The 21,878-nt window shown below is 55.1% G+C and carries 23 protein-coding genes and 1 pseudogene; 6 read left to right on the top strand and 18 right to left on the bottom strand.

Annotated elements, in window-relative coordinates; all coding sequences use genetic code 11:
- The first annotated feature begins 740 nt into the window (after window positions 1-740).
- Entirely contained in the window at window positions 741-1,907 is a 1,167-nt protein-coding gene (gene sopA / locus AABJ99_RS24735) for a plasmid-partitioning protein SopA (protein ID WP_000523812.1), read from the top strand.
- Entirely contained in the window at window positions 1,907-2,878 is a 972-nt protein-coding gene (locus tag AABJ99_RS24730; RefSeq protein ID WP_000817037.1) for a ParB/RepB/Spo0J family plasmid partition protein, read from the top strand. Before sopA ends, AABJ99_RS24730 begins: the two co-directional genes overlap by 1 nt.
- A 1,033-nt stretch (window positions 2,879-3,911) precedes the next feature.
- Here the strand turns inward: AABJ99_RS24730 and AABJ99_RS24725 are convergent.
- The 4 genes from AABJ99_RS24725 to umuD all read right to left on the bottom strand — a co-directional run bounded on the left by AABJ99_RS24725 (window position 3,912) and on the right by umuD (window position 6,297).
- Complete coding sequence (locus tag AABJ99_RS24725; protein WP_000534920.1) at window positions 3,912-4,217, bottom strand: hypothetical protein; 306 nt, start codon at window positions 4,215-4,217, stop codon at window positions 3,912-3,914.
- A 53-nt stretch (window positions 4,218-4,270) separates the two neighbouring features.
- On the bottom strand, window positions 4,271-4,522 hold the full coding sequence (locus tag AABJ99_RS24720; RefSeq protein ID WP_000181753.1) for a hypothetical protein: 252 nt from the start codon (window positions 4,520-4,522) through the stop codon (window positions 4,271-4,273).
- Between the two features lie 78 nt (window positions 4,523-4,600).
- Entirely contained in the window at window positions 4,601-5,872 is a 1,272-nt protein-coding gene (locus AABJ99_RS24715; RefSeq protein WP_000457544.1) for a Y-family DNA polymerase, read from the bottom strand.
- Window positions 5,872-6,297: a translesion error-prone DNA polymerase V autoproteolytic subunit gene (gene umuD / locus AABJ99_RS24710; RefSeq protein WP_000668788.1), complete on the bottom strand. Its 426-nt coding sequence runs from the start codon at window positions 6,295-6,297 to the stop codon at window positions 5,872-5,874. Before umuD ends, AABJ99_RS24715 begins: the two co-directional genes overlap by 1 nt.
- A gap of 100 nt (window positions 6,298-6,397) precedes the next feature.
- Between umuD and AABJ99_RS24705 the strand changes: the two are divergent.
- The 4 genes and pseudogenes from AABJ99_RS24705 to AABJ99_RS24690 all read left to right on the top strand — a co-directional run bounded on the left by AABJ99_RS24705 (window position 6,398) and on the right by AABJ99_RS24690 (window position 9,949).
- Window positions 6,398-7,618 (top strand): annotated as a pseudogene (locus AABJ99_RS24705) (ISL3-like element ISKox3 family transposase).
- Window positions 7,619-8,072: 454 nt separating this feature from the next.
- On the top strand, window positions 8,073-9,038 hold the full coding sequence (locus tag AABJ99_RS24700) for an ArdC family protein (protein ID WP_001743098.1): 966 nt from the start codon (window positions 8,073-8,075) through the stop codon (window positions 9,036-9,038).
- A 171-nt stretch (window positions 9,039-9,209) separates the two neighbouring features.
- Window positions 9,210-9,386, top strand: a complete 177-nt coding sequence (locus tag AABJ99_RS24695; RefSeq protein ID WP_013438824.1) for a hypothetical protein — start codon at window positions 9,210-9,212, stop codon at window positions 9,384-9,386.
- Between the two features lie 131 nt (window positions 9,387-9,517).
- Window positions 9,518-9,949 carry a hypothetical protein gene (locus tag AABJ99_RS24690; RefSeq protein WP_001531161.1) on the top strand — a complete coding sequence of 144 codons (432 nt, stop codon included), beginning with the start codon at window positions 9,518-9,520 and terminating at the stop codon, window positions 9,947-9,949.
- A 31-nt stretch (window positions 9,950-9,980) separates the two neighbouring features.
- Here AABJ99_RS24690 and AABJ99_RS24685 read toward each other — a convergent pair whose 3' ends face one another.
- The 14 genes from AABJ99_RS24685 to AABJ99_RS24620 form a co-directional block, all read right to left on the bottom strand.
- On the bottom strand, window positions 9,981-10,508 hold the full coding sequence (locus tag AABJ99_RS24685; protein ID WP_001232861.1) for a phospholipase D family protein: 528 nt from the start codon (window positions 10,506-10,508) through the stop codon (window positions 9,981-9,983).
- The gene (gene mobC / locus AABJ99_RS24680) at window positions 10,501-11,247 is read right to left on the bottom strand and encodes a MobC family replication-relaxation protein (protein ID WP_000909125.1); all 747 of its coding nucleotides are present in this window, start codon (window positions 11,245-11,247) and stop codon (window positions 10,501-10,503) included. The genes AABJ99_RS24685 and mobC overlap by 8 nt, the downstream gene beginning before the upstream one ends.
- A 14-nt stretch (window positions 11,248-11,261) precedes the next feature.
- Window positions 11,262-13,169, bottom strand: a complete 1,908-nt coding sequence (locus tag AABJ99_RS24675; RefSeq protein ID WP_000575554.1) for a type IV secretory system conjugative DNA transfer family protein — start codon at window positions 13,167-13,169, stop codon at window positions 11,262-11,264.
- A 708-nt stretch (window positions 13,170-13,877) separates the two neighbouring features.
- Window positions 13,878-14,270, bottom strand: a complete 393-nt coding sequence (locus tag AABJ99_RS24670; protein ID WP_001079960.1) for an H-NS family nucleoid-associated regulatory protein — start codon at window positions 14,268-14,270, stop codon at window positions 13,878-13,880.
- Window positions 14,267-16,468, bottom strand: a complete 2,202-nt coding sequence (locus AABJ99_RS24665; protein WP_001241818.1) for a type IA DNA topoisomerase — start codon at window positions 16,466-16,468, stop codon at window positions 14,267-14,269. The genes AABJ99_RS24670 and AABJ99_RS24665 overlap by 4 nt, the downstream gene beginning before the upstream one ends.
- Window positions 16,465-16,773 (bottom strand): hypothetical protein, encoded by a 309-nt coding sequence (locus AABJ99_RS24660; RefSeq protein ID WP_000212005.1) that lies wholly within the window; start codon window positions 16,771-16,773, stop codon window positions 16,465-16,467. The genes AABJ99_RS24665 and AABJ99_RS24660 overlap by 4 nt, the downstream gene beginning before the upstream one ends.
- Entirely contained in the window at window positions 16,749-17,084 is a 336-nt protein-coding gene (locus AABJ99_RS24655; protein ID WP_000610141.1) for a hypothetical protein, read from the bottom strand. The genes AABJ99_RS24660 and AABJ99_RS24655 overlap by 25 nt, the downstream gene beginning before the upstream one ends.
- A 26-nt stretch (window positions 17,085-17,110) precedes the next feature.
- The gene (locus AABJ99_RS24650; RefSeq protein ID WP_000683352.1) at window positions 17,111-17,428 is read right to left on the bottom strand and encodes a TrbM/KikA/MpfK family conjugal transfer protein; all 318 of its coding nucleotides are present in this window, start codon (window positions 17,426-17,428) and stop codon (window positions 17,111-17,113) included.
- A gap of 90 nt (window positions 17,429-17,518) precedes the next feature.
- Window positions 17,519-17,920 (bottom strand): cag pathogenicity island Cag12 family protein, encoded by a 402-nt coding sequence (locus AABJ99_RS24645; RefSeq protein WP_000979494.1) that lies wholly within the window; start codon window positions 17,918-17,920, stop codon window positions 17,519-17,521.
- Complete coding sequence (virB11, locus tag AABJ99_RS24640) at window positions 17,907-18,956, bottom strand: P-type DNA transfer ATPase VirB11 (protein WP_000342114.1); 1,050 nt, start codon at window positions 18,954-18,956, stop codon at window positions 17,907-17,909. Before virB11 ends, AABJ99_RS24645 begins: the two co-directional genes overlap by 14 nt.
- 3 nt (window positions 18,957-18,959) lie before the next feature.
- Window positions 18,960-20,156 (bottom strand): VirB10/TraB/TrbI family type IV secretion system protein, encoded by a 1,197-nt coding sequence (gene virB10 / locus AABJ99_RS24635; protein WP_000980841.1) that lies wholly within the window; start codon window positions 20,154-20,156, stop codon window positions 18,960-18,962.
- Window positions 20,153-21,046 carry a P-type conjugative transfer protein VirB9 gene (gene virB9 / locus AABJ99_RS24630; RefSeq protein ID WP_001045307.1) on the bottom strand — a complete coding sequence of 298 codons (894 nt, stop codon included), beginning with the start codon at window positions 21,044-21,046 and terminating at the stop codon, window positions 20,153-20,155. Before virB9 ends, virB10 begins: the two co-directional genes overlap by 4 nt.
- The gene (locus AABJ99_RS24625) at window positions 21,039-21,725 is read right to left on the bottom strand and encodes a virB8 family protein (RefSeq protein ID WP_001293055.1); all 687 of its coding nucleotides are present in this window, start codon (window positions 21,723-21,725) and stop codon (window positions 21,039-21,041) included. Before AABJ99_RS24625 ends, virB9 begins: the two co-directional genes overlap by 8 nt.
- Complete coding sequence (locus AABJ99_RS24620; protein ID WP_000873539.1) at window positions 21,718-21,858, bottom strand: hypothetical protein; 141 nt, start codon at window positions 21,856-21,858, stop codon at window positions 21,718-21,720. The genes AABJ99_RS24625 and AABJ99_RS24620 overlap by 8 nt, the downstream gene beginning before the upstream one ends.
- Window positions 21,859-21,878 lie beyond the last annotated feature (20 nt).

Raw genomic sequence — 21,878 nt, 5'->3', positions numbered from 1 at the left:
CTTGATCCTCAACGGTTATCCACAAAAGGATGTAGTAATACGTATCGCAGTCAACGGATATACATACCTCAGTAAATACCGTTGCATATCACAGTATTAGATTATGCATATAACAGTCAACATTTTACATTCCGCAGTCGATCCAGACAGACGTTAAAGCCAGTTACAGCGCATGCTGGAGCGATCCGGGGATCTCTTTTGGATCTCACTATGATCTCCTTGGGATCAATTATTGGATCGAGACCATGAATAACCCAGATACAAGGCCGGAAGCGCCACACCAGATATCCAGACCCCTGGCCTGATTTTCCTGAATACGCTCTGGAAGATTGAGATCTACAGGTACAACAATGAAACATTGACTGCGGTATGCTGAGTCGTCTTTCCTACAGATGCGGTAAGCATCATACCATAGTCAATATATTACATACCGCAGTCAATTTCATTATAACTGGCTGATCCCGAGTCATCTTTAGCAACCCGACGTACGTGCAATCTGTGAGTTCTGTGATTTTCCGCTTCCTCGCCGCTTTCTCACTGTGTGAGATCGCTTACTGCGGCGAGCGGCAGTGATTAATATTGACTGCGGTATGTACTCTTTTGTAATCCCCTGCGTTCTTTCATTACCCAATGTGGTTCACTTTGCACTTTTTCGTGTGCTTTGCGATTTTATTGTTGCTTTGCAATAAATTCCAAGATTTAATAAAATAATGCAAAGTGATGATTAAAGGATGTTCAGTATGGGACTCATGGATACACTCAACCAGTGCATAAGTGCTGGTCATGAAATGACGAAAGCAATCGCCATTGCACAGTTTAATGATGACAGTCCGGAAGCCCGGAAAATAACCCGGCGCTGGAGGATTGGTGAAGCGGCAGATTTAGTTGGCGTGTCATCTCAGGCTATCAGGGATGCCGAGAAAGCTGGCCGGCTGCCGCACCCTGATATGGAAACCCGTGGGAGAGTTGAGCAACGCGTTGGTTATACCATCGAACAAATCAATCACATGCGGGATGTATTTGGTACACGACTGCGCCGTGCTGAAGATGCGTTTCCGCCGGTGATTGGCGTTGCAGCTCACAAAGGTGGTGTTTACAAAACCTCAGTATCCGTTCACCTGGCTCAGGATCTTGCTCTGAAAGGACTCCGTGTTCTGCTTGTTGAAGGCAATGACCCACAGGGAACTGCTTCTATGTATCACGGATGGGTGCCCGATCTTCATATTCATGCTGAGGACACTCTCCTGCCCTTTTATCTTGGGGAAAAGGATGACGCCAGCTACGCTATAAAGCCCACCTGCTGGCCTGGCCTTGATATCATCCCGTCCTGTCTGGCACTGCACCGCATTGAAACCGAGCTGATGGGGAAATTTGACGAAGGCAAATTACCTGCTGACCCGCACCTGATGCTCCGTCTGGCCATTGAAACTGTCGCTCATGATTATGACGTGATAGTTATCGACAGTGCACCCAACCTTGGTATCGGTACGATAAATGTTGTATGCGCTGCTGATGTTCTGATTGTCCCTACTCCGGCAGAGCTGTTCGACTACACCTCCGCACTGCAGTTTTTCGATATGCTTCGTGACCTGCTTAAGAACGTGGATCTTAAAGGCTTCGAGCCAGATGTCCGTATTCTGCTTACCAAATACAGTAATAATAATGGCTCACAGTCCCCGTGGATGGAAGAACAAATTCGGGATGCCTGGGGAAGCATGGTCCTTAAAAATGTTGTGCGCGAAACGGATGAAGTCGGTAAAGGTCAGATCCGTATGAGAACCGTTTTTGAACAGGCTATTGATCAACGTTCTTCAACCGGTGCCTGGCGTAATGCCCTCTCTATCTGGGAGCCTGTTTGCAATGAGATTTTTGATCGTCTGATTAAACCACGCTGGGAGATTAGATAATGAAGCGTGCTCCTGTCATTCCAAGACATACCACACATAGTCAATCGACTGAAGATACTTCATCACCGGCGCCGGCCGCGCCGATGGTGGATTCATTAATTGCGCGCGTGGGTGCTATGGCCCGCGGTAATGCAATCTCTCTTCCGGTATGTGGACGGGAAGTGAAATTTACCCTTGAGGTGCTCCGGGGAGACTCTGTTGAGAGCGCTTCACGCGTATGGTCAGGCAATGAGCGCGATCAGGAACTACTTACCGAAGATGCTCTGGATGATCTCATTCCTTCATTTTTACTGACCGGTCAGCAGACTCCAGCTTTCGGCCGCCGGGTTTCTGATGTCATAGAAATTGCCGACGGCAGCCGTCGCCGTAAAGCCGCAATCCTGACGGAAAGTGATTATCGCGTTCTGGTTGGTGAACTGGACGATGAGCAGATGGCTGCATTGTCCCGACTGGGTAACGATTATCGGCCGACGAGTGCTTATGAACGTGGCCTGCGTTATACAAGCCGGCTGCAGAATGAGTTTGCAGGAAATATTTCTGCGCTTGCCGATGCGGAAAACATCTCTCGTAAGATCATTACCCGCTGTATCAATACGGCCAAATTGCCTAAATCCGTTGTTGCCCTGTTTGCACATCCTGGAGAACTGTCTGCCCGGTCAGGTGAAGCCCTTCAGAAGGCTTTTGCAGATAAAGAAGAATTACTGAAGCAGCAGGCTGAGACTCTCCACGATCAGAAGAAAGCGGGACTAATCTTTGAAGCTGAAGAGGTCATTAGTCTTTTAACATCCGTACTGAAACAATCTCCCGCATCAAGAGTTAATCTGAGCTCACGTCATCAGTTTGCTCCAGGGGCAACAGCATTGTATAAGGGCGATAAAATGGTGCTTAACCTGGATAGGTCCCGCATTCCTGCGGAGTGTATAGAGAAAATAGAAGCCATTCTTAAGGAGCTTGAGAAACCAGGAGTCTGATGCGGACACGCTTTAGTCTACGGTGATCTCCCTTTACTTCATTTCCTTTCTCACAGGCCAGAAAACATAACTGGCCTGAATATTCTCTCTGGGACCACGGTCCCACCTGTATCGCCGCTCAGGTTATCTCCCTGGGACCACGGTCCCACCTGCGTCGTCGGTCAGCTTATCTGCCTGGGACCACGGTCCCACCTGTATCGCCGGTCAGGTTATCTGCCTGGGACCACGGTCCCACCTGCATCGCCGGTCAGCTTATCTGCCTGGGACCACGGTCCCACCTGTATCGCCGGTCAGGTTATCTGCCTGGGACCACGGTCCCACCTGCATCGTCTGTCAGCTTATCTGCCTGGGACCACGGTCCCACCTGTATCGCCGGTCAGGTTATCTGCCTGGGACCACGGTCCCACCTGCATCGTCTGTCAGCTTATCTGCCTGGGACCACGGTCCCACCTGTATCGCCGGTCAGGTTATCTGTCTGGGACCACGGTGCCACCTGTATCGCCGGTCAGGTTATCTGCCTGGGACCACGGTCCCACCTGCATCGTCGGCACATTATTAGTTAGGGACAACGGTTCAATCAATGCCTGTCACGAACAGGTATTGGCTTGTCGCCAGCAACCCGTTGAGCGGAGTAATCACGCAGCAGGACGGCTGTTACAGGCGATGGTGAAAGCTCTGTTGGGATCTGAACGAAGCATGTTGAGTGAAATTTGCAAAATTTCGCAGAGTATGCGGCTTCATCTTTAAATTTCCGCCAGCATTTTTAAAGCCAGCTACCGACGCTGCGCGTTGGCCGGCCCTTCGTCCGGCGGGTAACCAGTACCGGCCGATCTTACGACCCTGGATGAACATCATCCCGTCAGCAGCGTCTCCACTGTGATGTCGTTTTTCACACTGTCCGATCACAAAATAGAACGGGCAGGGACAACATATGGTAGGAAAAGCAGCTGCCAGAGACACAATATATTGATTACCCACAGTAACGGGGGATAACCATGTGGGTAACATATTGAAAGTGCAACACGTTATCTGATTAATTGACTTTGTAAACGCCGCTGAACCATGAAAAAAAACCGGGGGAATCATCACAGCGCATAAACATACCGTTTTGTTTTTGGGTGACGGCAAGGAGGCCCCTTTTATCACCACATACCTTGTCAAAGGTTTCCATTTCTATCCTTATCAGGCTCTTGTCGTTATTTTCAGGAGAGATCCGGAGATGTTTTGTCAGCCAGACAGGATAGGTATCAGCGTTACGCCAGTACTGCAATTCAATCACTGAAGCCATTCCCCAGACAGCGAAGTATAAGAAAACCACACCTGCGATTTTGCTACCCATATTGTTCCTTAACATTGGCTTAATACATTCCTTGCTCCTCGCACCGGAGCACATCACAGATACTGATTGAGATCCACTTCACGCAGCGGCTGGTTTTGACGTTCTGTTATCGTTTGCACCAGGTCTTTTTCGTCCAGCTCATCGAGCATTTGTTCATACAAAGCCGCGGGCACACAATAAAAAACAGGGCGGTTACGGTCAATTATCTCGACCGGGTAGCCGCCGCGGGCACTGGCGGTGGCCACCGGATCGTTTTTAAGTTCGCTGACGCTGGCAGTCACATCACACAGAATGATATTTGTCATGGTTCCCCCCTGAGACAAGTCACCTGTATGATCGGTAAAGTAAGCTCTGGCGGCAAGTCCCTTCTGTCATTTCAACGGTCAGAAACGGGCAACCGGCAGCTCCTTCCAGCGTGTGGTATATGCCGGTGACAGCATCTCCCGTTTCATCTGCCAGTCCGGCGCAATACCCCGTCCGGCAAACCAGACTTTCCCGAGTCCGGAATGATTAATGCCGTCGAGTACCTTCATCAGCGCATCGCTGTGCGGCCGTGGCTGCACGTCATCGAACAGATTCAGCTGCGCGACGCCGTTCGGACTGAAATCATTGAGCATTATCCCCGCTTTTGCGTAGCGGTGGCCATCGAGCCATATCCTGTCCAGAGACCTGACCGCTGCCGCGATAATGTCCCGGGTGTCACGGGTAGGGGTGTTCAGTTTTTCCGTGGCCACGTTACCGTAATACGGCTCATTAACCGCAAAAGGGGATGTCTTGATGAAGGTGCTGATATGCCGGCAGTACTGTCGCTCACCGCGCAACTTTTCCGCCGCGCGCTCGGCATACTGGCAGACGGCCTGGCGCATTTCTCCGTAGGTGGTGATCCGCTGCCCGAAGCTGCGACTGCAGACAATCTGCTGTTTCGGCGGCGGCGCTTCCTCCAGCGAAATGCAACTCTCGCCGTTCAGCTCACGTACCGTGCGCTCCAGCACTACGTTGAAGTTTTTCCGGATAAATGTAGGGTTCGTCAGCGACAGCTGCAGGGCGGTGGTGATCCCCATAACGTGCAGCTTTTTCGCTATCCGGTTCCCCACGCCCCAGATTTCTTCCACCGGCTGCAGGCTGAGTAATTTTGCCGTTCTGCGTGGATTTTCGGGCGACAGCGCCAGCACCCCACTGAATTGTGGCCATTCCTTTGACGCCCACTGCGCCGATTTGGCCAGTGTTTTTGTGGCGCCGAAGCCGACACCGATCGTCAGTCCGGTTCCACTGAGAACATGCCCACGCAGCTGCCTGCCAAAATCCTCCAGATCCATACAGTGGCTAATTCCCCGGGCATCCAGGAAACATTCGTCAATTGAGTATTGTTCGACGCGGGGCGACAGCTCTTCCAGCAGGGCGACCACACGGTTACTCAGGCTCGCGTAGAGCTCGTAGTTGCTGGAAAAAACGTACAGTTTTTCAGGAAACTGCGCCTCTTTGAGCTGGAACCAGGGGGTTCCCATCTTTATACCCAGCCGTTTGGCTTCAGCACTCCGGGCAATAACGCAGCCATCGTTGTTACTGAGAACGACGACAGGTTTGCCGCGCAAATCCGGCCTGAAAACCTTCTCGCAACTGGCGTAGAAGGAGTTGACGTCTGCCAGGGCGAACATCAGTCTGCCCTCCGGGTTTTATGAATGAAGGCCGTCACCACGCCGAAAATTTGCAGAGTTTCCGGATCCGGGTACAGGGAAGGGAAGTCCGGGTTCATCGCCTGCAGGGCTGGCCGCGGCGTCAGAAGCAGGCGTTTTACCGTAAATTCACCCTCAATTTCCGCGATAACAATATCCCCGTGCCGCGGCTGTTCTGCTTTATCCACGACCATCAGATCGCCGGAATAGAGGCCAATATCAGTCATTGAGTTGCCAATCGCTCTGACAAAATAGGTGGAGTGGCGCCGGTGAATGCAGTACTCATTCAGATCCAGTTCAGACTCAGTATAGTTTGCTGCCGGTGACGGAAAACCCGCAGGGCATCGCTCTGTGAACAAAGGAATTTTTACTATGCTGGCTTCTGATACTGCAGGAATGAACTTCATCGTTTTTTCCCTCGCTTAAAACTGTATATGCATGGGTCTTCCCTTGTTGTGGTGGCTGAAGGCATGATAATGGTGTATTTAATCGCCAGAGGTCACCGCCATGGACGAAAAGTCCCTCTACGCTCATATTCTCAACCTGTCCGATCCGTGGCAGGTAAAGTCCCTTTCTCTCGATGAAAATGCCGGTTCTGTTACTGTCACTATTGAGATCGCTGAAAACACCCGGCTAGCCTGTCCGACCTGCGGTAAATCCTGTTCTGTTCACGATCACCGTCATCGTAAATGGCGCCATCTTGATACCTGCCAGTTCACCACTATTGTTGAAGCCGATGTTCCACGAATTATGTGTCCGGAGCATGGCTGCCTGACGTTGCCTGTTCCGTGGGCTGGCCCCGGAAGCCGGTATACGTTGCTATTCGAATCGTTCGTTCTCTCATGGCTGAAAATCAGCACCGTTGATGCTGTCAGGAAGCAACTTAAGCTCAGTTGGAATGCGGTTGACGGCATTATGACCCGGGCAGTTAAGCGAGGTCTTGCCCGGATAAAAAAGCCATTATCCGCCCGTCATATGAATGTGGATGAGGTCGCCTTTAAAAAAGGACATCGTTACATAACGGTGATCTCCGATCGCGATGGTCGGGCGCTGGCCTTAACGGATGATCGCGGCACAGAGAGTCTTGCCGGCTATCTTCGCACGCTCACTGATGGGCAGTTGCTGGCTATCAAAACGCTCTCAATGGACATGAACGCGGGCTATATAAGAGCAGCGCGTATCCACTTACCCAGTGCGGTTGAGAAAATCGCCTTTGACCGCTTCCATGTGGCGAAGCAACTGGGCGAGGTAGTTGATAAAACCCGTCAGAATGAACATCCGCACCTCCCTGTTGAAAGCCGACACCAGGCAAAAGGAACCCGCTTCCTGTGGCAGTACAGCGATAAGTGGATGACCGAATCCCGGCAGGAAAAGCTGATGTGGCTGCGTGCACAGATGAAGCTGACGAGCCAGTGCTGGGCGCTGAAAGAGCTGGCAAAGGATATCTGGAACAGGCCATGGAGCGAGGAAAGACGGAGTGACTGGCAGAGATGGTTGGCGCTGGCGGCTAACAGTGACGTTCCCATGATGAAAAATGCCGCGAAAACGATAGGAAAAAGGCTGTAGGGGATCCTGAATGCGATGCGACACAGTGTCTCAAACGGAAATGCGGAGGCACTTAACAGCAAGATCAGGCTGCTGAGGATAAAAGCCAGGGGATACCGAAACCGGGAGCGCTTTAAACTGGGGGTGATGTTCCACTACGGAAAGCTGAATATGGCGTTCTGAGCCTTCCCACCATGATCGGGGAAGACCCATATGCATACAGTATAAGGGGCGGTGAAATTTCTGCAAGTGATGGGGGGATAGCCGGTCAGAACGTCCCCGAAAACAAACCGCCCCCGGTTTCAGGAAGGGCGAACTGACCGGCAGAGGCAGTGTAACACCGCATGTCACAAAGGCAGCACTGACGTCGTCAGTGCTTTTTTTACCCGTCCTCCCGGACGCTGAAGGGCAGTTTCACCCGTGCAGCTAAAGGGGCGGTAAGTCCGGGTGTGCACATCGTCATTTTCTCCTGTGATGCCTTTCTCCTGCGTATCAGCTTCCGGTAATCGTCCCCCGTCACAACCTGGACAGCAAGGGTAAATGGCACGCTGCGCGCCCTTGCTGACCAGAACGACTCCGGGCAGGCCGAACCGTCAGGCGATACGAAGACGAAATTCACACTGACGGAGAAACAGCCATGACGATGAACCTGCACACTCAGACAACCGCCCCTAAAGCTTCACAGGCGACCAGCGTATCCCCGCTGGAGCAGTCAGGCTCCTCAAAAACGAAATTTTCCAGGGGCAAAAGCAAAGCCCGTGCTGGCGCAGTCAAAACAGACCTTTACCAGACAGTAACGGACAGCATCATTGCAGCCCTGGAAAGCGGCGTTAAGCCGTGGGTGTGTCCGTGGGTTCGCAACGGCGCAGCGGTGGGATTACCGGCCAACTTCAGCACCGGCACGGCATACAGCGGAATTAATATCATGCTGCTGTGGTGTAGTGCGGCAAAACAGGGTTTTCAGGACGAGCGCTGGCTGACCTACAAACAGGCGCAGGAGCTGGGCGGCCAGGTTCGTAAAGGTGAACACGGCACGACGGCCATCTTTTACAAGACGCTGGAGAAAGAGGACGAGGACGGGGAAATCGAAAAAATCCCGATGCTGAAAGCCTTTACCGTGTTTAACGTGGAGCAAATCGACGGCCTGAGCATCGAGAGCGTGCCGCAGCCGGTTGCCGGTTTCGATCCGCTGCCGCAGGCGGAAGCACTCATGATCCGGAGCGGGGCAAAAATCACCGAGCAGGGCGTAAAGGCGTTCTATCGTCCGGCCACCGATGAAATCGTCCTGCCGGAGCGGTTCCGCTTCGCGGACGCGGCGAACTTCTACGCCACCGGCCTGCATGAGCTGGTTCACTGGACGGGTGCAGCGTCCCGCCTCAATCGTGAAAAAGGCAATAAGTTTGGCTCTGAGGCGTATGCGTTTGAGGAACTGATCGCCGAGCTGGGCAGCGCGTTTCTGTTGGCGGATTTGGGGATTACGGGAGAGGTGCAGCATGAAAGCTATATCGCGTCCTGGCTGAAAGCGCTGAAGGGAGACAAGCGCTACATCTTTAAAGCGGCGGCAGCGGCCTCAAAAGCGCACCGCTGGCTGATGGACTGCTGACAGCTGGAGCCCTGCGGTGCAGGGCTTCAGAATTTTTGAAAGAGAGAGAATCAGGGAGGGAATTATATAAGTCACTGTTTTTTAGAATTCTGTAACGCGGCCGGCCTCAGCTGCAGGACGTCCTGCAGCTGAGGCCGGCACGGAAAAATAAACCGGACAGATTCAAAAAAAATGAACCCTTTTTCAGGCGGTAGCCGTTACGTATCCGGGATACGTAACGGCGCGATGTCTTACGTAAAAAATGACGTAACGGCTTTCGCCGCCGCAGCTAAAGGGGCGGTAAGTCCGGGTGTGCACATCGTCATTTTCTCCTGTGATGCCTTTCTCCTGCGTATCAGCTTCCGGTAATCGTCCCCCGTCACAACCTGGACAGCAAGGGTAAATGGCACGCTGCGCGCCCTTGCTGACCAGAACGACTCCGGGCAGGCCGAACCGTCAGGCGATACGAAGACGAAATTCACACTGACGGAGAAACGACCATGACGATGAACCTGCACACCCCGACAACCGCCCCTAAAGCTGCACCGGCGACCAGCGTATCCCCGCTGGAGCAGTCAGGCTCCCCAAAAACGAAATTTCCTGAAATCAAAACCGTCAAAACGGCGGTGGTTAAACTGATCAGCGACATCGAGGGCAACCTCGATCAGCGTCTGGTATATCGCGAGGCCGTAGAGGGATTGTGCCAGGAGGCGGCCAACCGGATAACCCAGTGCATGCATTCACGCAGTACAGGGCAGACGCTACGTGATCTCCGCGAGCTGCTGTCGGTGACGCTGGACACCATTATCGTGGTGGAGTTTGAAGGGGAGCAGACCCGTCTCAACTATGGCGGACGTTCAGCAGAAGACGTGATCGCCATGCTGAAAGCGCTGCATCTTGAAGGACGCAAAGCCTGGCTGGAAGTGGAGTAAAAAAAAAGCCCCGTCCGCAGACGGGGCTGATTCAGTACAGGGCATTCAGCGGGATGCCCTCATCCCACAGGCGGTTAAATTCTCGCTGGTACGCCTCCGCCAGCTGCGGCGCATCCTCGATCAGCAGCACGTTTTCCGCGTTGCGCGAAACGGCGCTTGCCGTGTAGTTAAACGACCCGGTCTGGACGTTTTTGCCGTCGATCACCATAAACTTGTTGTGCATGATGGCGTAACGGCCGTTAAGGTGCACCGGCACGCCCTGGTTTATCAGATACGTCACGGCGGTGTAGCGGTCGCTGTTCGCCTTTTCGTCGGCCACCACGCGCACGGCCACGCCGCGCCGGTTAGCACCGGCGAGCGCCGTCGCGACCGGCTTACTGGTGAAGCTGTAGGCCGCGACGTCAATGCTCTGCCTGGCGTTGTTTATGGCGCCGAGCACGATTTCAAGAGCAGGGCGCCCGTCAGACGGCGAAAAACCCGCCGTCAGGACGGGCGCGGCGGTGGCGAACGCGGGCACGCAGAGGGCGGCGGCCAGCACCAGAAGGGTGGTTTTACGCATAGTTGTCCAGCTCCAGGTTTTTCAGTTCATCGAGGGTGTAAAAGCGGAAAACGTCGCGGTGTTTTGCCTCCAGTTGCACATGCTGGTTTTTCACGATCACGCTGGCGATGCTGTCGAAAATAATCTTCAGGGCGCGCTTTTTCGCCTCGTCCGGGGCGACGTAAAACGCGTACCGCCATTTTTTATCGCTGATAGCCAGCAGGTGGCTCGCCATGATGGACTGATAGCGCGCCTTTGTTTTGATACGTCGTTCGGTTTCAACGGCGATCAGCCTGCCGTCCGGCAGGCTGATAAGCCCGTCGGGACGGTGTTTGACGCTGTACTGACTGAGGAACGTTGAACGGTCGCCGTTAATCCACCCTGTCGCGCCGTTCTTCTCCAGCGTAAGGCGCACTAGCTGGTTATCAAGGTGATGGTCGAGTGACCAGCCGGTCAGGCGGTAGGGTTCAAAGCGGGCGGGCATTATGTTGTCGTCCGCCGTGAGGATAACGGCCAGCCCGTCGGTGGTAATGCCCCACAGGGATATTCTCGACGCGCGGGATTCATGCACGTGCTTCTGAATCAGCCCCATTTTCTCCACCTTCTCCAACAACCGGTAGAGAGGGCGGTCAGATTTAAAATCAAAAAGCAGCTTTATGATTTGAAAATCGCTGTAGGTTTCCTCCTTGAGAAAATTCAGCAGTACGCGAATTTTTTCAGTGCTGCGTGCATAACGTTCCTGATACGACGAAATAAGCATAGAAACTCCTTATTTTATAAATCCAGCAACGAATGTATTTCGTCATTTGGAGCGGGCTGTGATGCCATCAGCCACTCCTCGTCAGGTTGCACCGGCGGAGTGGGTATTGGCGTTGCTGAGGGTTTTTTGGTGGTTGTTGCGCTGACCGGAATAATGTCAGGTGCCGGAACTGCCGGAGCCGTTTTATCAAAATCCAGATCCAGCACCGGTTTAACTTCTGCCACCGTAGCGACTGCGACCGGCGGCAGGGTAAACAGCTCCAGTGGGGCTTTTTTAACCTTGAGCGGTGAGATTAACGACGGGAACGCGAGCGCGTTCTGGCTGAAGATATAGCTGACGAACTTCGGCAGGTTCTGGAGCATATTGCTGTCGATGTAATAGCTTTCCGCCTGCCGAAGCATGCGCTCGTTATCGACTTTTTCTGTCAGCACCGCCGTGGTGGTGACTTTCCGGCTTTCATCATCGACTAAAATCGTGCCCGACATGCGCGCAATCCATTCGGCGGTGTCTGGATCCTGAAGTTTATATACCAGCTTAAACTTGCAGTTTTCCACAACCGCCCCAACCACGGCGTCGCCGTTTAAATCCGCCGGACAGTCGCGCAGGTCGGCAATTGACTGGTGCGCCATTAATATATGGACGCCTTTATCGCGTGCCGCGCCTAACCCTTCGAGCGCCGGTTTGGACAGGTGATATTTCACCTCGTCCTTAAAGATGGCGATGGGGCGGATATTCCCCGCGACGCGGTCGCGCAATTCCGCGAGCTGGAACAGGCGAACTAAAATCATGCGCTGCGCGGTAATGATTTTAGAGTTACGCATCGAACCGATGATATAGCAGCAGCCGCCCTTGTCGAAAATCTCCTTCAGCGCAAAACCGCCTGGCGCGTTAATGCTGTTGAGCATTGCCAGCTCCTCGGTTTTACCGTGAAAGGCTTTAATCGTCTCGCCAATGCCCTGAACATAATCGCCGTTATAAATATCCCGCACGGTTGCGCCCGGATTATCCTTCACGAACTGCGCCGCCGTTCTCGCCGCCTTGCGGTCGTCGATACGGTAAAAATCCGCCGCCTCGCCTTTTTCCGCCAGACTGAAACCGGCCACGAATAATTCCTCCAGATGGTCGGCGGTGATACCGTCGATAAGGTTCATCTGGTATTCCTGTTTATTCAGGTCGATAAGCACAAAGGGTTTTCCGGCGTCCGCGCACGCTTTTTTATACAGGTGCGGTGCCCACTCGTCGTTTTTGGGGTCGAGAACAAAAACGCCCTCGTCGGCGAGGATGCTCTGATAAAGCAGAATACCGGTTACGACGCCTTTACCGGCACCAGTGGTGCCGATAATGTCGGCGTGCTGGGTCTGCCATTCTTTTAACGGAATATATTGCGGCTCACCCTCGCGGCTCAGCCCGATAAAAATCCCCTTATTCAGATCGATGTAATCCATCGGATCGTATTCTGTGGTGACGGGTAAAATTTCTTTTACCCGGCGAACGTCGGTTCTGCGGTCGCGCTCCATGCTGGTTTTTTTCACCATGCCGCATTTGACCTTATCAAATTCAGGCGAGATCAAACGCCGTAAAACCACGTGCAGAATAAAACCGGCGACGGTAAACAGTAGCGCCATTGTCCAGGTAAGCAGCGGCGGACTGGCGATATCTTCCCGGCCATAAATGCGCTGTAAAAACCAGACGGCCACTGGCGCTATCGAGCCGAAAACAAAACAGATCATGGAAAGCAGAATTAAGATCCTTTGCAGAAACGTCGGCTTTTCCTGACCGCCGTGTTTCGCAGAAAATATAAAAGGCAGCATGACGCCGGACAGCAGCGCTAACGCCAGTTGATGCGCCTGCAAAAAGGCGATAAAGGCCAGGACGGCATTTGCTATCGGCGACAGCAAATGATTCAGTTTGTCGAATATCACGATATTCTCCTTCACTTAAATTCGGTCAGCACCATCGGTCAGTCAGAACGGTCACAGGTTGTGATCGTTCTGACTGACCGATTCCATGCTGCAAAAGAAGTGGCCGCTAAGCGGCCATGATCGCAGGAGGTACACTCCCGCGATCTAACGGCGTGCGGCATTACGCGCGGGCTGGACGCCCTTACTGCATGTCGCATGGGGGTAATGTCCTGGCTGAACGCCCGGCCAAAACCCCCAAGGTCAAAAGAGGCCACACCGTCGCGCGCTACGCGCGACCACCCCCTAAAAGACGCCTGTTTTAGCCCTTTTCTTCGCCTTGTTCGTTCCTCACAAGACGAATTAAAGGGAAACTAGGCTTTTTAGGGGGTGGTCGCGCCACGCTACCGGCTTTTGGCCGGAGACTTAGGCACGACGGTGTGGGGGGCAAGCCCCCCAAATAAACCGACGCGTGGGCGCGTCTTTTTGCTCGCTGGGGCGGCAAAATTTATTCGGCCCCCCCCGGCTTTTTTCGGCTCACTTGGGGTGAGCGCTCAAAAAGTGGAATCGGCGACGCAAATTAGCAATTTCTTCGAAATTGAATTTACTCGCCTCCTGCCACTTCGCAGACTCAGGCGGCCTGTCGATTAGCAATTTTTTCAAAATTGAATCGCCATGCTCGCCAGTCTTCGAAGCCCGAAAAGCCAGGTCAAAACCGACCCTGTGCCGTTGTTAGTCGGTGGTAATAAGGAAGGATTCAAGAGGTTTTCCGGCGTCAAGTTCTTGCTGAATTACAACCGGCACGCGTCCGACGCCTGACCATTTTTTATGCACGCCGTTTTCAAAATACTGATATTTAGCTTTGCGTTTTGCCGACTTTTTGGCGGGAGTTGTACTAACCAGCTCTGTCGGTGAAAAGCCCTCCGATTCAATCAGCGCCAGCAATTCATTGCGCTTTTCTTCCCGCTGTCGGCGTAGCTTTTCCTGCTCGATATGCTCTGCGCGTTTTTCATCAAGCGCTGCTGAAATACGTGCACTCAGCATCTCCAGAAAGGCAAAATCACTTTCACGTAAAAACTTTTTCAGCGCGCGCTCTGAGGTTAATTCGTCCTGGATACGGTTCATAATTTCAGCTCCTTCGGCATAGATACGTTCAATCCTTTCAGCGGATCGCGTGGTGGATATTCAAAACCGAGTTCCCCGGTTTGCGCGTTTTTCAGCGTGACGATCATCGAATAGGTGTCGTCGTTTTTCTTCGATTTAAAACCTTTAATAACGTCGGTTTTGCCCTTGCCGATTAACTTCTCGGCCTGTTTTTCCGTCAGCTTTTTGCCGCGCACTTCCAGCCATATTTTGAACTGACAGCCCGTACAGGCGCAGGTTTTCGGCGTCATAACCAGCTCAGAACCGCACGACGGACATTTAACCGCGAGGCGGTTAAGCGCCGTTTTAACGGGATGTTTTTCCGTCGCGCTGATGGCAATATCGGCGCTCTCAACCAGGCGGGAAACTTCCGCGTAAAGACCATCAATAAAGCGCTCGATGGTCATTTCGCCGGTTTCAACCGCCGCCTGTTTTTCAGCCCATACGGCGGTCATATCCGGCTGCGTCACCGAGTCGGGCAGGGCATCAATTAACGCCAGCCCGGCGGCAGTTGGGATAAATTTGCCCTTTTCCACGGTGATGTAATCGCGGGTTTTCAGCGTCTCAATAATAGCCGCGCGGGTCGCCGGTGTGCCGATGCCGCCGTGTTCATCTTTTTTGTCTTTATCCTTCTCCTTGAGCAATTTTTTAATGCGCGGATCGGCGACAAAATCGGCCACGCGAACGAGGGCAGCGAGCAGGGTCGCCTCGGTAAACAGCGGCAGCGGTTTAGTTTTTTTCTCCGAAATCACCACCTCGCGGCAGGTTAATGTCGCCCCGGTTTGCAGGCGGCTGATGGCCTCAAACGAGGTGCTGTTTTCGTCCTCCTCGTCGTCTTCTTCCGCGTCGTTCAGGAACGTCGTAAAACCCGCATCGGTGATTTTACGCGCCGAGACTTTAAACATCTCGTCACCGCATTTAATCTCCGCGATCGACTCGTCATAGCGCTTTTTCGCCACGAACTGCGCGAGATAAAACTGCGCGATGGTGAGATAAACCGCCTTTTCCTTGTCGGTAAGGCGGCTTAAATCCGGCATGTTCGTCGTCGGGATAATGGCGGTGTGGGCGGTGACTTTTTTACTGTCAAACGCCGCACTTTTTTGCGCCGTGTCGGTGGTAAGGCCGTTAAAAACGTCGAGCGTTTTTAAGGCCGCCACCACCTGTGGCGCGTCGTTGAATTGTTCATCGGACAGATAAGAACAGTCAGAGCGGTTGTAGGTAATGTATTTACTGTCCTTGAGCTTCTGCGTGATATCGAGCGTCTGCTGCGCGGTCAGTTTGTGCCTGCGGTTCATATACACCTGGAGGCGCAGCAGGTTAAACGGCAGCGGTGCGGCCGTGGTTTTTCCCCGGTCGGTGGCGGCCGCGAGCACGCTGGCCGGTTTTCCGGCCAGAGCCCTCGCGAGTCCTTCCCCCCAGGCCTTATCCGTCAGCCGCTTTTTATCGTCCACCGGCGCGTATTCGGACGTCTGCCAGCGGGCGCAGACAACGTCCGTACCGCTGATAAACTGCCCTGCGAGCTGGTAGTAAAACGCCTCGCTGTGCGCCTGATTGTCGCGCCACCGGCGCACAATCATTCCCAGCACCGGCGTCTGGACGCGGCCAACCGAAATCGTGCCCTTATAGCCCTTATCGCGGGCTTTGAGGGTGTAACAGCGGCTCATACTGAAGCCAAAAATCGCGTCTCCTGCGCTGCGCATCAGGGCTTTCAGGTACATCCCACGAAAATCGCTGTTATCGCGCAGGGAGTTGATGGCTTTTTTCACCGCTGGCGCGGTGTTGTCGTTAATAAGCGCCCGTTTCACCGGCGCGGTGTTTCCGGCGAACTCCAGCACCTCGTCAACCAGGAGCTGCCCCTCGTCGTCCGGGTCGCCGCAGTGGACAACCATTTTGATATCCGGGCGCCGAATCAGCTTCACCAGGGTATTAGCCTGCTTTGCCACGCTCGCTTTTGGCTGAAGCTGTACCGGGTACAGCTTCAGCGGCAGGGTGTCGAGCGACCAGGTGGCGTAGGCCGGGTTGATCGTCTCCGGGGGCACCATTTCCAGCACGTGGCCGACGCAGTAGCTCACGATATCGGTCGCCGATTCGGCATAGCCGTCGTGCCGGGTGAAGTTGCCGCCCAGCGCTTTCGCGATATCGCTCGCGACTGCGGGTTTTTCTGCAATCCACAGTCTCATTCTTGATCTCTCCTGATTTCATCCATCGTTTCGAAGTACATCATTCGACTTTCCTGAAAGTCGTTATCAGACAGACTAAAGCCATGATCCGCCGCTACTGTCATGAACGTCTCAGCATCACGGACGCTGAGACTGGTCAGAACATCGTGCAATTCGCACAGGGCGCGATATTGGTAGATTTCGTAATGCAGGCCGCAGCCGCGATGCGCTTCTTTCTCGATGCGAGAAATCAGGCTCGCGGCACTAACGGAATCACCACGCACATGCGGCCACGGCGGGGCTATAAATCCGGTTTTTGTTGCCATTGGAGTGCATCCTTATCGTTGAGTTTTTCCCATTCCGCCGCCTCGTCGTCGCTCAGCGGAACGGTGTAAAAGAAGACCGGCATACTGAGCACGGAGCGGAAGAACGACTGACGTTCTGCTGGTAATGCCTGGAAGGTCGGCGAGTGCTGCGCGGCGAGCTGGACGAGTTCGGACGTGTTGGCCTGAAAATGATCCTGTTTCTGGCTGATTTCCGACAAAACGAGCAGCACCGTCTGCAAATCACCTGCAGGAAGCTCCTCATCTTTCAGCAGCCCGGAAAAGTTATTAATAGAAACGGTTTGATTAATCACGTGGTGTCTCCTTTACGGCTGCCGTTTTACCAACCGTTCATACGGCCAAATTTCGAGATGATCTTGCCGACAATGGCGCTGTCAGCGGACGGGCAGGCGCTCAGTTTTTTCTGCCGCGCTGCGGCGGTGTGATCGGGTAAAAACGACCCCTTTTTTTTCTTTTTGATGCTCATGAAATTTTTGTACATCGGGTCACACTCGGCGGGACTGCTGCCGTCGAGCTTTCCGGCCAGGCACAGCACCATCGCGCACGGGTCATTCGGGTCGGCATTCTGGCCATCGGCGGCGAACGCCGGAGAAGTAAGGGCGCACAGCAGCGCCGCCGTGATTACGGTGTGTTTCATGATGATTTCCTCTGAAGGGAAGCAGGGCGCTAACGCCCGTTGGTTGTTCAACGTCGGTGACGGTCTGAAGGACTCAGACCGTCACCGACGTTATCGGTAGAAGACGATTTCTGAGGTGTCGCAGGTCAGGCAGCCGGAGCGGGGGCGAAACTCCACCACACCCTTGTAGCCGCCCTCGCGGAGCCAGGTTTTGGCCGCAAAGAAGCGCTGGCCGTCCGGGGCATTTACTACCGCGCGCGAGGCGTGCGCAACCGCGTACCACTGTGCGGCCGGGTAAATCCCGCCGGGTTCAAAACGCGTAAGCACCTGCGACCAGTGCCCTTCCGTCACCGGCGAGGCCACGATAAGACGGTTGGGTTCCCATACCGGCCGGGTGGTCGTTACCGGCTGCGCCGGTTGTGACCAGTCAACGGCCGCAGGCTCCGGTGGCGAAGAACAGCCCGCCAGGAGGACGACGATCGCCGTCAGGCCGGTCAGTTTAGGCAGCATCATTGAAACTCTCCTTCATAGCCTGCATGTGCAGGGGTTTAAAATAGACGTCGCTCATGCGGCGCACGTTGCCGTGAACGTCCACGCTCACAATGACGTCGACGCAGTGCAGTACCTTGCGCAGCAGCACGTCAACCGGCATGCCCCGGCACGCCGGATGCTCGTAGCAGCGGTCAATCAGCCCGGAGATACACTCGCGCGGGCTGCCCGCGTGCAGGGAGGACATAAACCCCTCGTGCCCGGACTCAATCAGCTTGAGTGCGTCCCACGCCTCGCGGCCACGCACCTCGGCGAGCAGGGGGCGGTCGGGGTTCATACGGTAAATCGCGCGCACCAGGCGATCAGAGGTGACTATTGCGCCCTCTCCGGCGTCCGCCGGGTAGAACAGATGAACGTAGTTTTTCTGGCTGTAAAACTTCAGCTCCGGGTTGTCCTCGATGGTGATAAGGCGCAGCGTCTCGGGAATGTAGTGCAGCAGCATCTTCATGTAGGTGGTTTTCCCAGAGCCTGTTTCCCCCACCACAAAGAGCGTTTTGCCGTACTCCACGCACTTTTCCATAAAAAGCGGGATATTCCCGGACAGGTATATGCGGCTCAGCTCCCCGTCTTTTGATTCCACCTTTTCTGTACCCTGCACCCGGTCATAAAACCCGGCATCGATATACGACTGATGGGTGCGCTGGAAGTAGTCCGGCTTACGCAGGGTGATTGAGATGGTGTTACGCTCACAGGCCGGGGGCACCACTATCTGGCAGCGTTCTCCTGTAGGGAGCGTGGCCGAGAGGATAGGCGACGTTTCATCAATGGTGTCGTTGTTCCACACGGCCAGCGCCCTGGCAAAGGACGAGCACTGGCGCAGCGTGACCGGCGAGGCGTGCATTTCCCACGCCCCGTTGATTTTTGTGTGCAGCTCTCCGGGGCGGTTGATGGCAATTTCCGTCAGCCCCTCCCGGCTCAGGTAGTCCCCGAACAACAGATCGCGCAGGTGTGACAGCGCGACGTTGCCCTCTGACGGGGTATCAGTCAGTTTATCGTCCATCGCTTACCTCATGCGCAGTCTGTAGACGTCTGAAAAATCAATGTCCGCCCCCGTGACCAGGCCAATCACGTCACCCTGGTTGAGGTACATCGTCGGCGGGATGTTGATGCTGTTTTCCAGGAGCGTTTTTGCCATTTCCGCCGTGGCCGCGCGGGTGTTCTCCGTGTAGTCCGTGTTGCGATCCTTGCCCGGCGACGAGCCGGAGGCCGCAGCGGCAAAGTCCTGTACCGTGCCGAGCAGGAGGGTATTACCTATCCGCTCCAGCCAGTGATTGTCTATCCAGCCCGCGACGCCGTTCTCGCCAAGCGCCCCCACGGCCTGGCTGTCAACCATCGGAATAACCAGGCGGCCGGGTTCCGGCGTGCGCAGCTCGGTGATGGCGAGGAACAGACGCCCCTGCCCGTTTTTCAGCGTGCCGGTGCGGTACAGGCCGCGCGCCTCAGTGCCTGCCGGGATAAGGCGCACGGCGTTGCTGGCGCTGTAAATGTCCTCGCTGATAAGGCAGTTAAAGCGCCCGCCCACGTCCGATACAAAGCGCTGCATCATCGCGCAGGGGATATGCCGGTCGGCCGGAATGTACAAATCCGGATCGAGGCCGAGCCGCTTCACGCCGGTAATGCGCGCCAGCCCGTTATCCTGCGACTGCCCGGCGGGTGTTGCAGAGCCTGGCGCGGACGCGCTGCCCGCAGGTGATACGTTACTGCTGGACGTGCTTTTCGGGGCGCTGCTTGCAGTGGTTGGGGCGCTGTCTGCCAGGGCGCTGACCTTGTCAAACGTCAGGGGGGGCGGTGATGCCTGCGGCGGCGCGGCGGTATCAGTCGGAGTAGTCTTCTCCTGGCCGGTTGTGTCTGCCAGCTGTCCCAGCGGGTTCAGATCCCGTCCGAGGTTATTGCGCTCGCGGGCGGGGGAGGTGGCGTGCGATTCCGGTTCATGGCTCGCGCTTTTTCCGCTGCCGTCACCCTTCAGTTTCGCCATCAGGTAATCCCCGCCGGTGGCGATAATGACCAGTAACACCAGGCTGATGGCGGCCAGCACGAGCGAGCGGCGGCTGCGGCGCTTCGCGTGCTGCACCACCTGTGGCTGTCCGGGTGGCACCGCGCCTGCGGCGGGTTTATCGCCGTCAATCTCTGCCCGCGCCCGCTCGCGGGCTTCCGCCTCCAGTTCGGCGGCGGTTTTAATGTCTTCCTGTTCGTTCATCATTTGCTCTCCAGTTTCACATCCGGTGAGACGGTGCTGCCGTTCGCCACGGTGACTTTCCCGTAACTGCCGTTTTCAATCCCCACGACCTGGCTGCCGTAGCGCAGCACAAAGCGTGGAGAAAGAGAGCGCAGTACCATCACCCGGTAGTTACCCTCGGTGCTGAAGGTCGGGGTGATCACCTGCTCGCTGCCGCCGACGATGACGGTCGGCGACGGGATCAGCTTCTGCGGTGAAAAGCCGAGATAGGTAAACCGGCCGTCGTCATACGCAAAATCCGGGGTGATCGACTCCGAACCTGCCGCCACCCTGCGGGTGTAGTTCCAGTTGCGCGGCGCAGTGGATTTCTTCAGGGCAAACTGAATGCGTTCTTTCTCCTGCGCGGCCTGAAGCTCCTGCTGACGGGCGAGGCGGGCTGCGTCGTTCTGCCTGCGGGTATCGTCGGGGTAGCTGAAGCGCACCACAAAGGCCAGATTTCCCGCCTCGCGATCGTTATCGATCACGTTCAGCATCAGGCTGTAGTCGCGCTTTGTGGTGGTCACAAACAGGTTGGTCTGCCAGTCCTGCTGCGTGGGGGTGAAAATCTTCTGGACGGTTTTGCCGTCCGCATCCGTTACCGGCTGCTTCACCGGCGCGGGGCTAATCCCCACGCGGTTACGGTCGGGTGTGATCGTCCAGCCCTGCGGAAAACCAGCGGTGGCGGTGATCACCTCCTCGTCGGCGTCAAAAACCAGCGTCGTGATGTAACCCGCCCGCGTGTTAATCACTGTCGTGTTCTGGCTGTTGTAGGGGATGTTCTGCATGCGGCTGTCATAGGCGCTGCCGCGCGGTGTCGCCGCCCCCCATGCTGACGCTGCGGTCAGCAGGAGGGCACACATCAGTACCTTATTCATCGCTTTTCTCCTTAAACCGCTGGTAACTGGTGACGATGAAGCCGAACGGGTTCACCTCGCGCTCGGAGGCCGTCATTTTCTTCTGCGGGAAATAGCGGTAGGTCATGCGCACCGTCCAGTAATCATACGTTTCGGTGTTGTCCTTGACCTTTCGAATGGTGCGCTTGATGCGCAGCATCTCCACCATGCTGGAGCCGGTGCCCTCTGACGGTACGTTGGAGAGGACTTCCACCGTGACTACATAGGCCGCCTGCTGAAACACAGCGTCCGGCGCGTCCGGGCTGTTAAACCAGTCGAGGTATTCCTTGTTGACCTCGTCGCTGTTGAACATCTGCGTCTCTCTGTAGTCCTGCTGAAGGGCGAAATAGTTGTACCCCTCGCGGCGCTTCACGTAGGACGCAGTCTGCGAGAGATTGAGCACCTCGGAGGTGTCCAGCTTGTCCTCGCCGACGGTGGTGACGCGCTCGATGCGCCCGGTCTGACGGTCGAGCGTGTACAGCTCCACGGTGGTGGTTTTGAGCGGTAGCAGCAGGATAAGGGCGGCAAGGGCGAAGACGAGCAGCAGACCGGCGAGCGCCGCCACGATCCAGCCCGCCTTTTTCATGCGCATATCCCGCTCAAGAATGGCGTTCTCAAACGAGCGCGAGTCGCTCAGGGCTTTGGCGGTAAGTTCAGACATGGGGGGTTAACTCCTGAATAATGGCCGGGGAATTGACCGGCTCCGGGTTGCCCGACACGGGCGGAAGTTGGGTGTTTCGCTGTGCGCAGCCTGCAAGCAGGCACAGCATCAGCAGCGTGATGCCGTATTTCATGGTGTTTTTCCTGTGGTAAA

It is taken from the genome of Escherichia coli, from assembly GCF_036503815.1.
Taxonomy (GTDB): Bacteria; Pseudomonadota; Gammaproteobacteria; order Enterobacterales; family Enterobacteriaceae; genus Escherichia; species Escherichia coli_F.
This window is presented reverse-complemented; position numbering and strand designations above follow the sequence as displayed.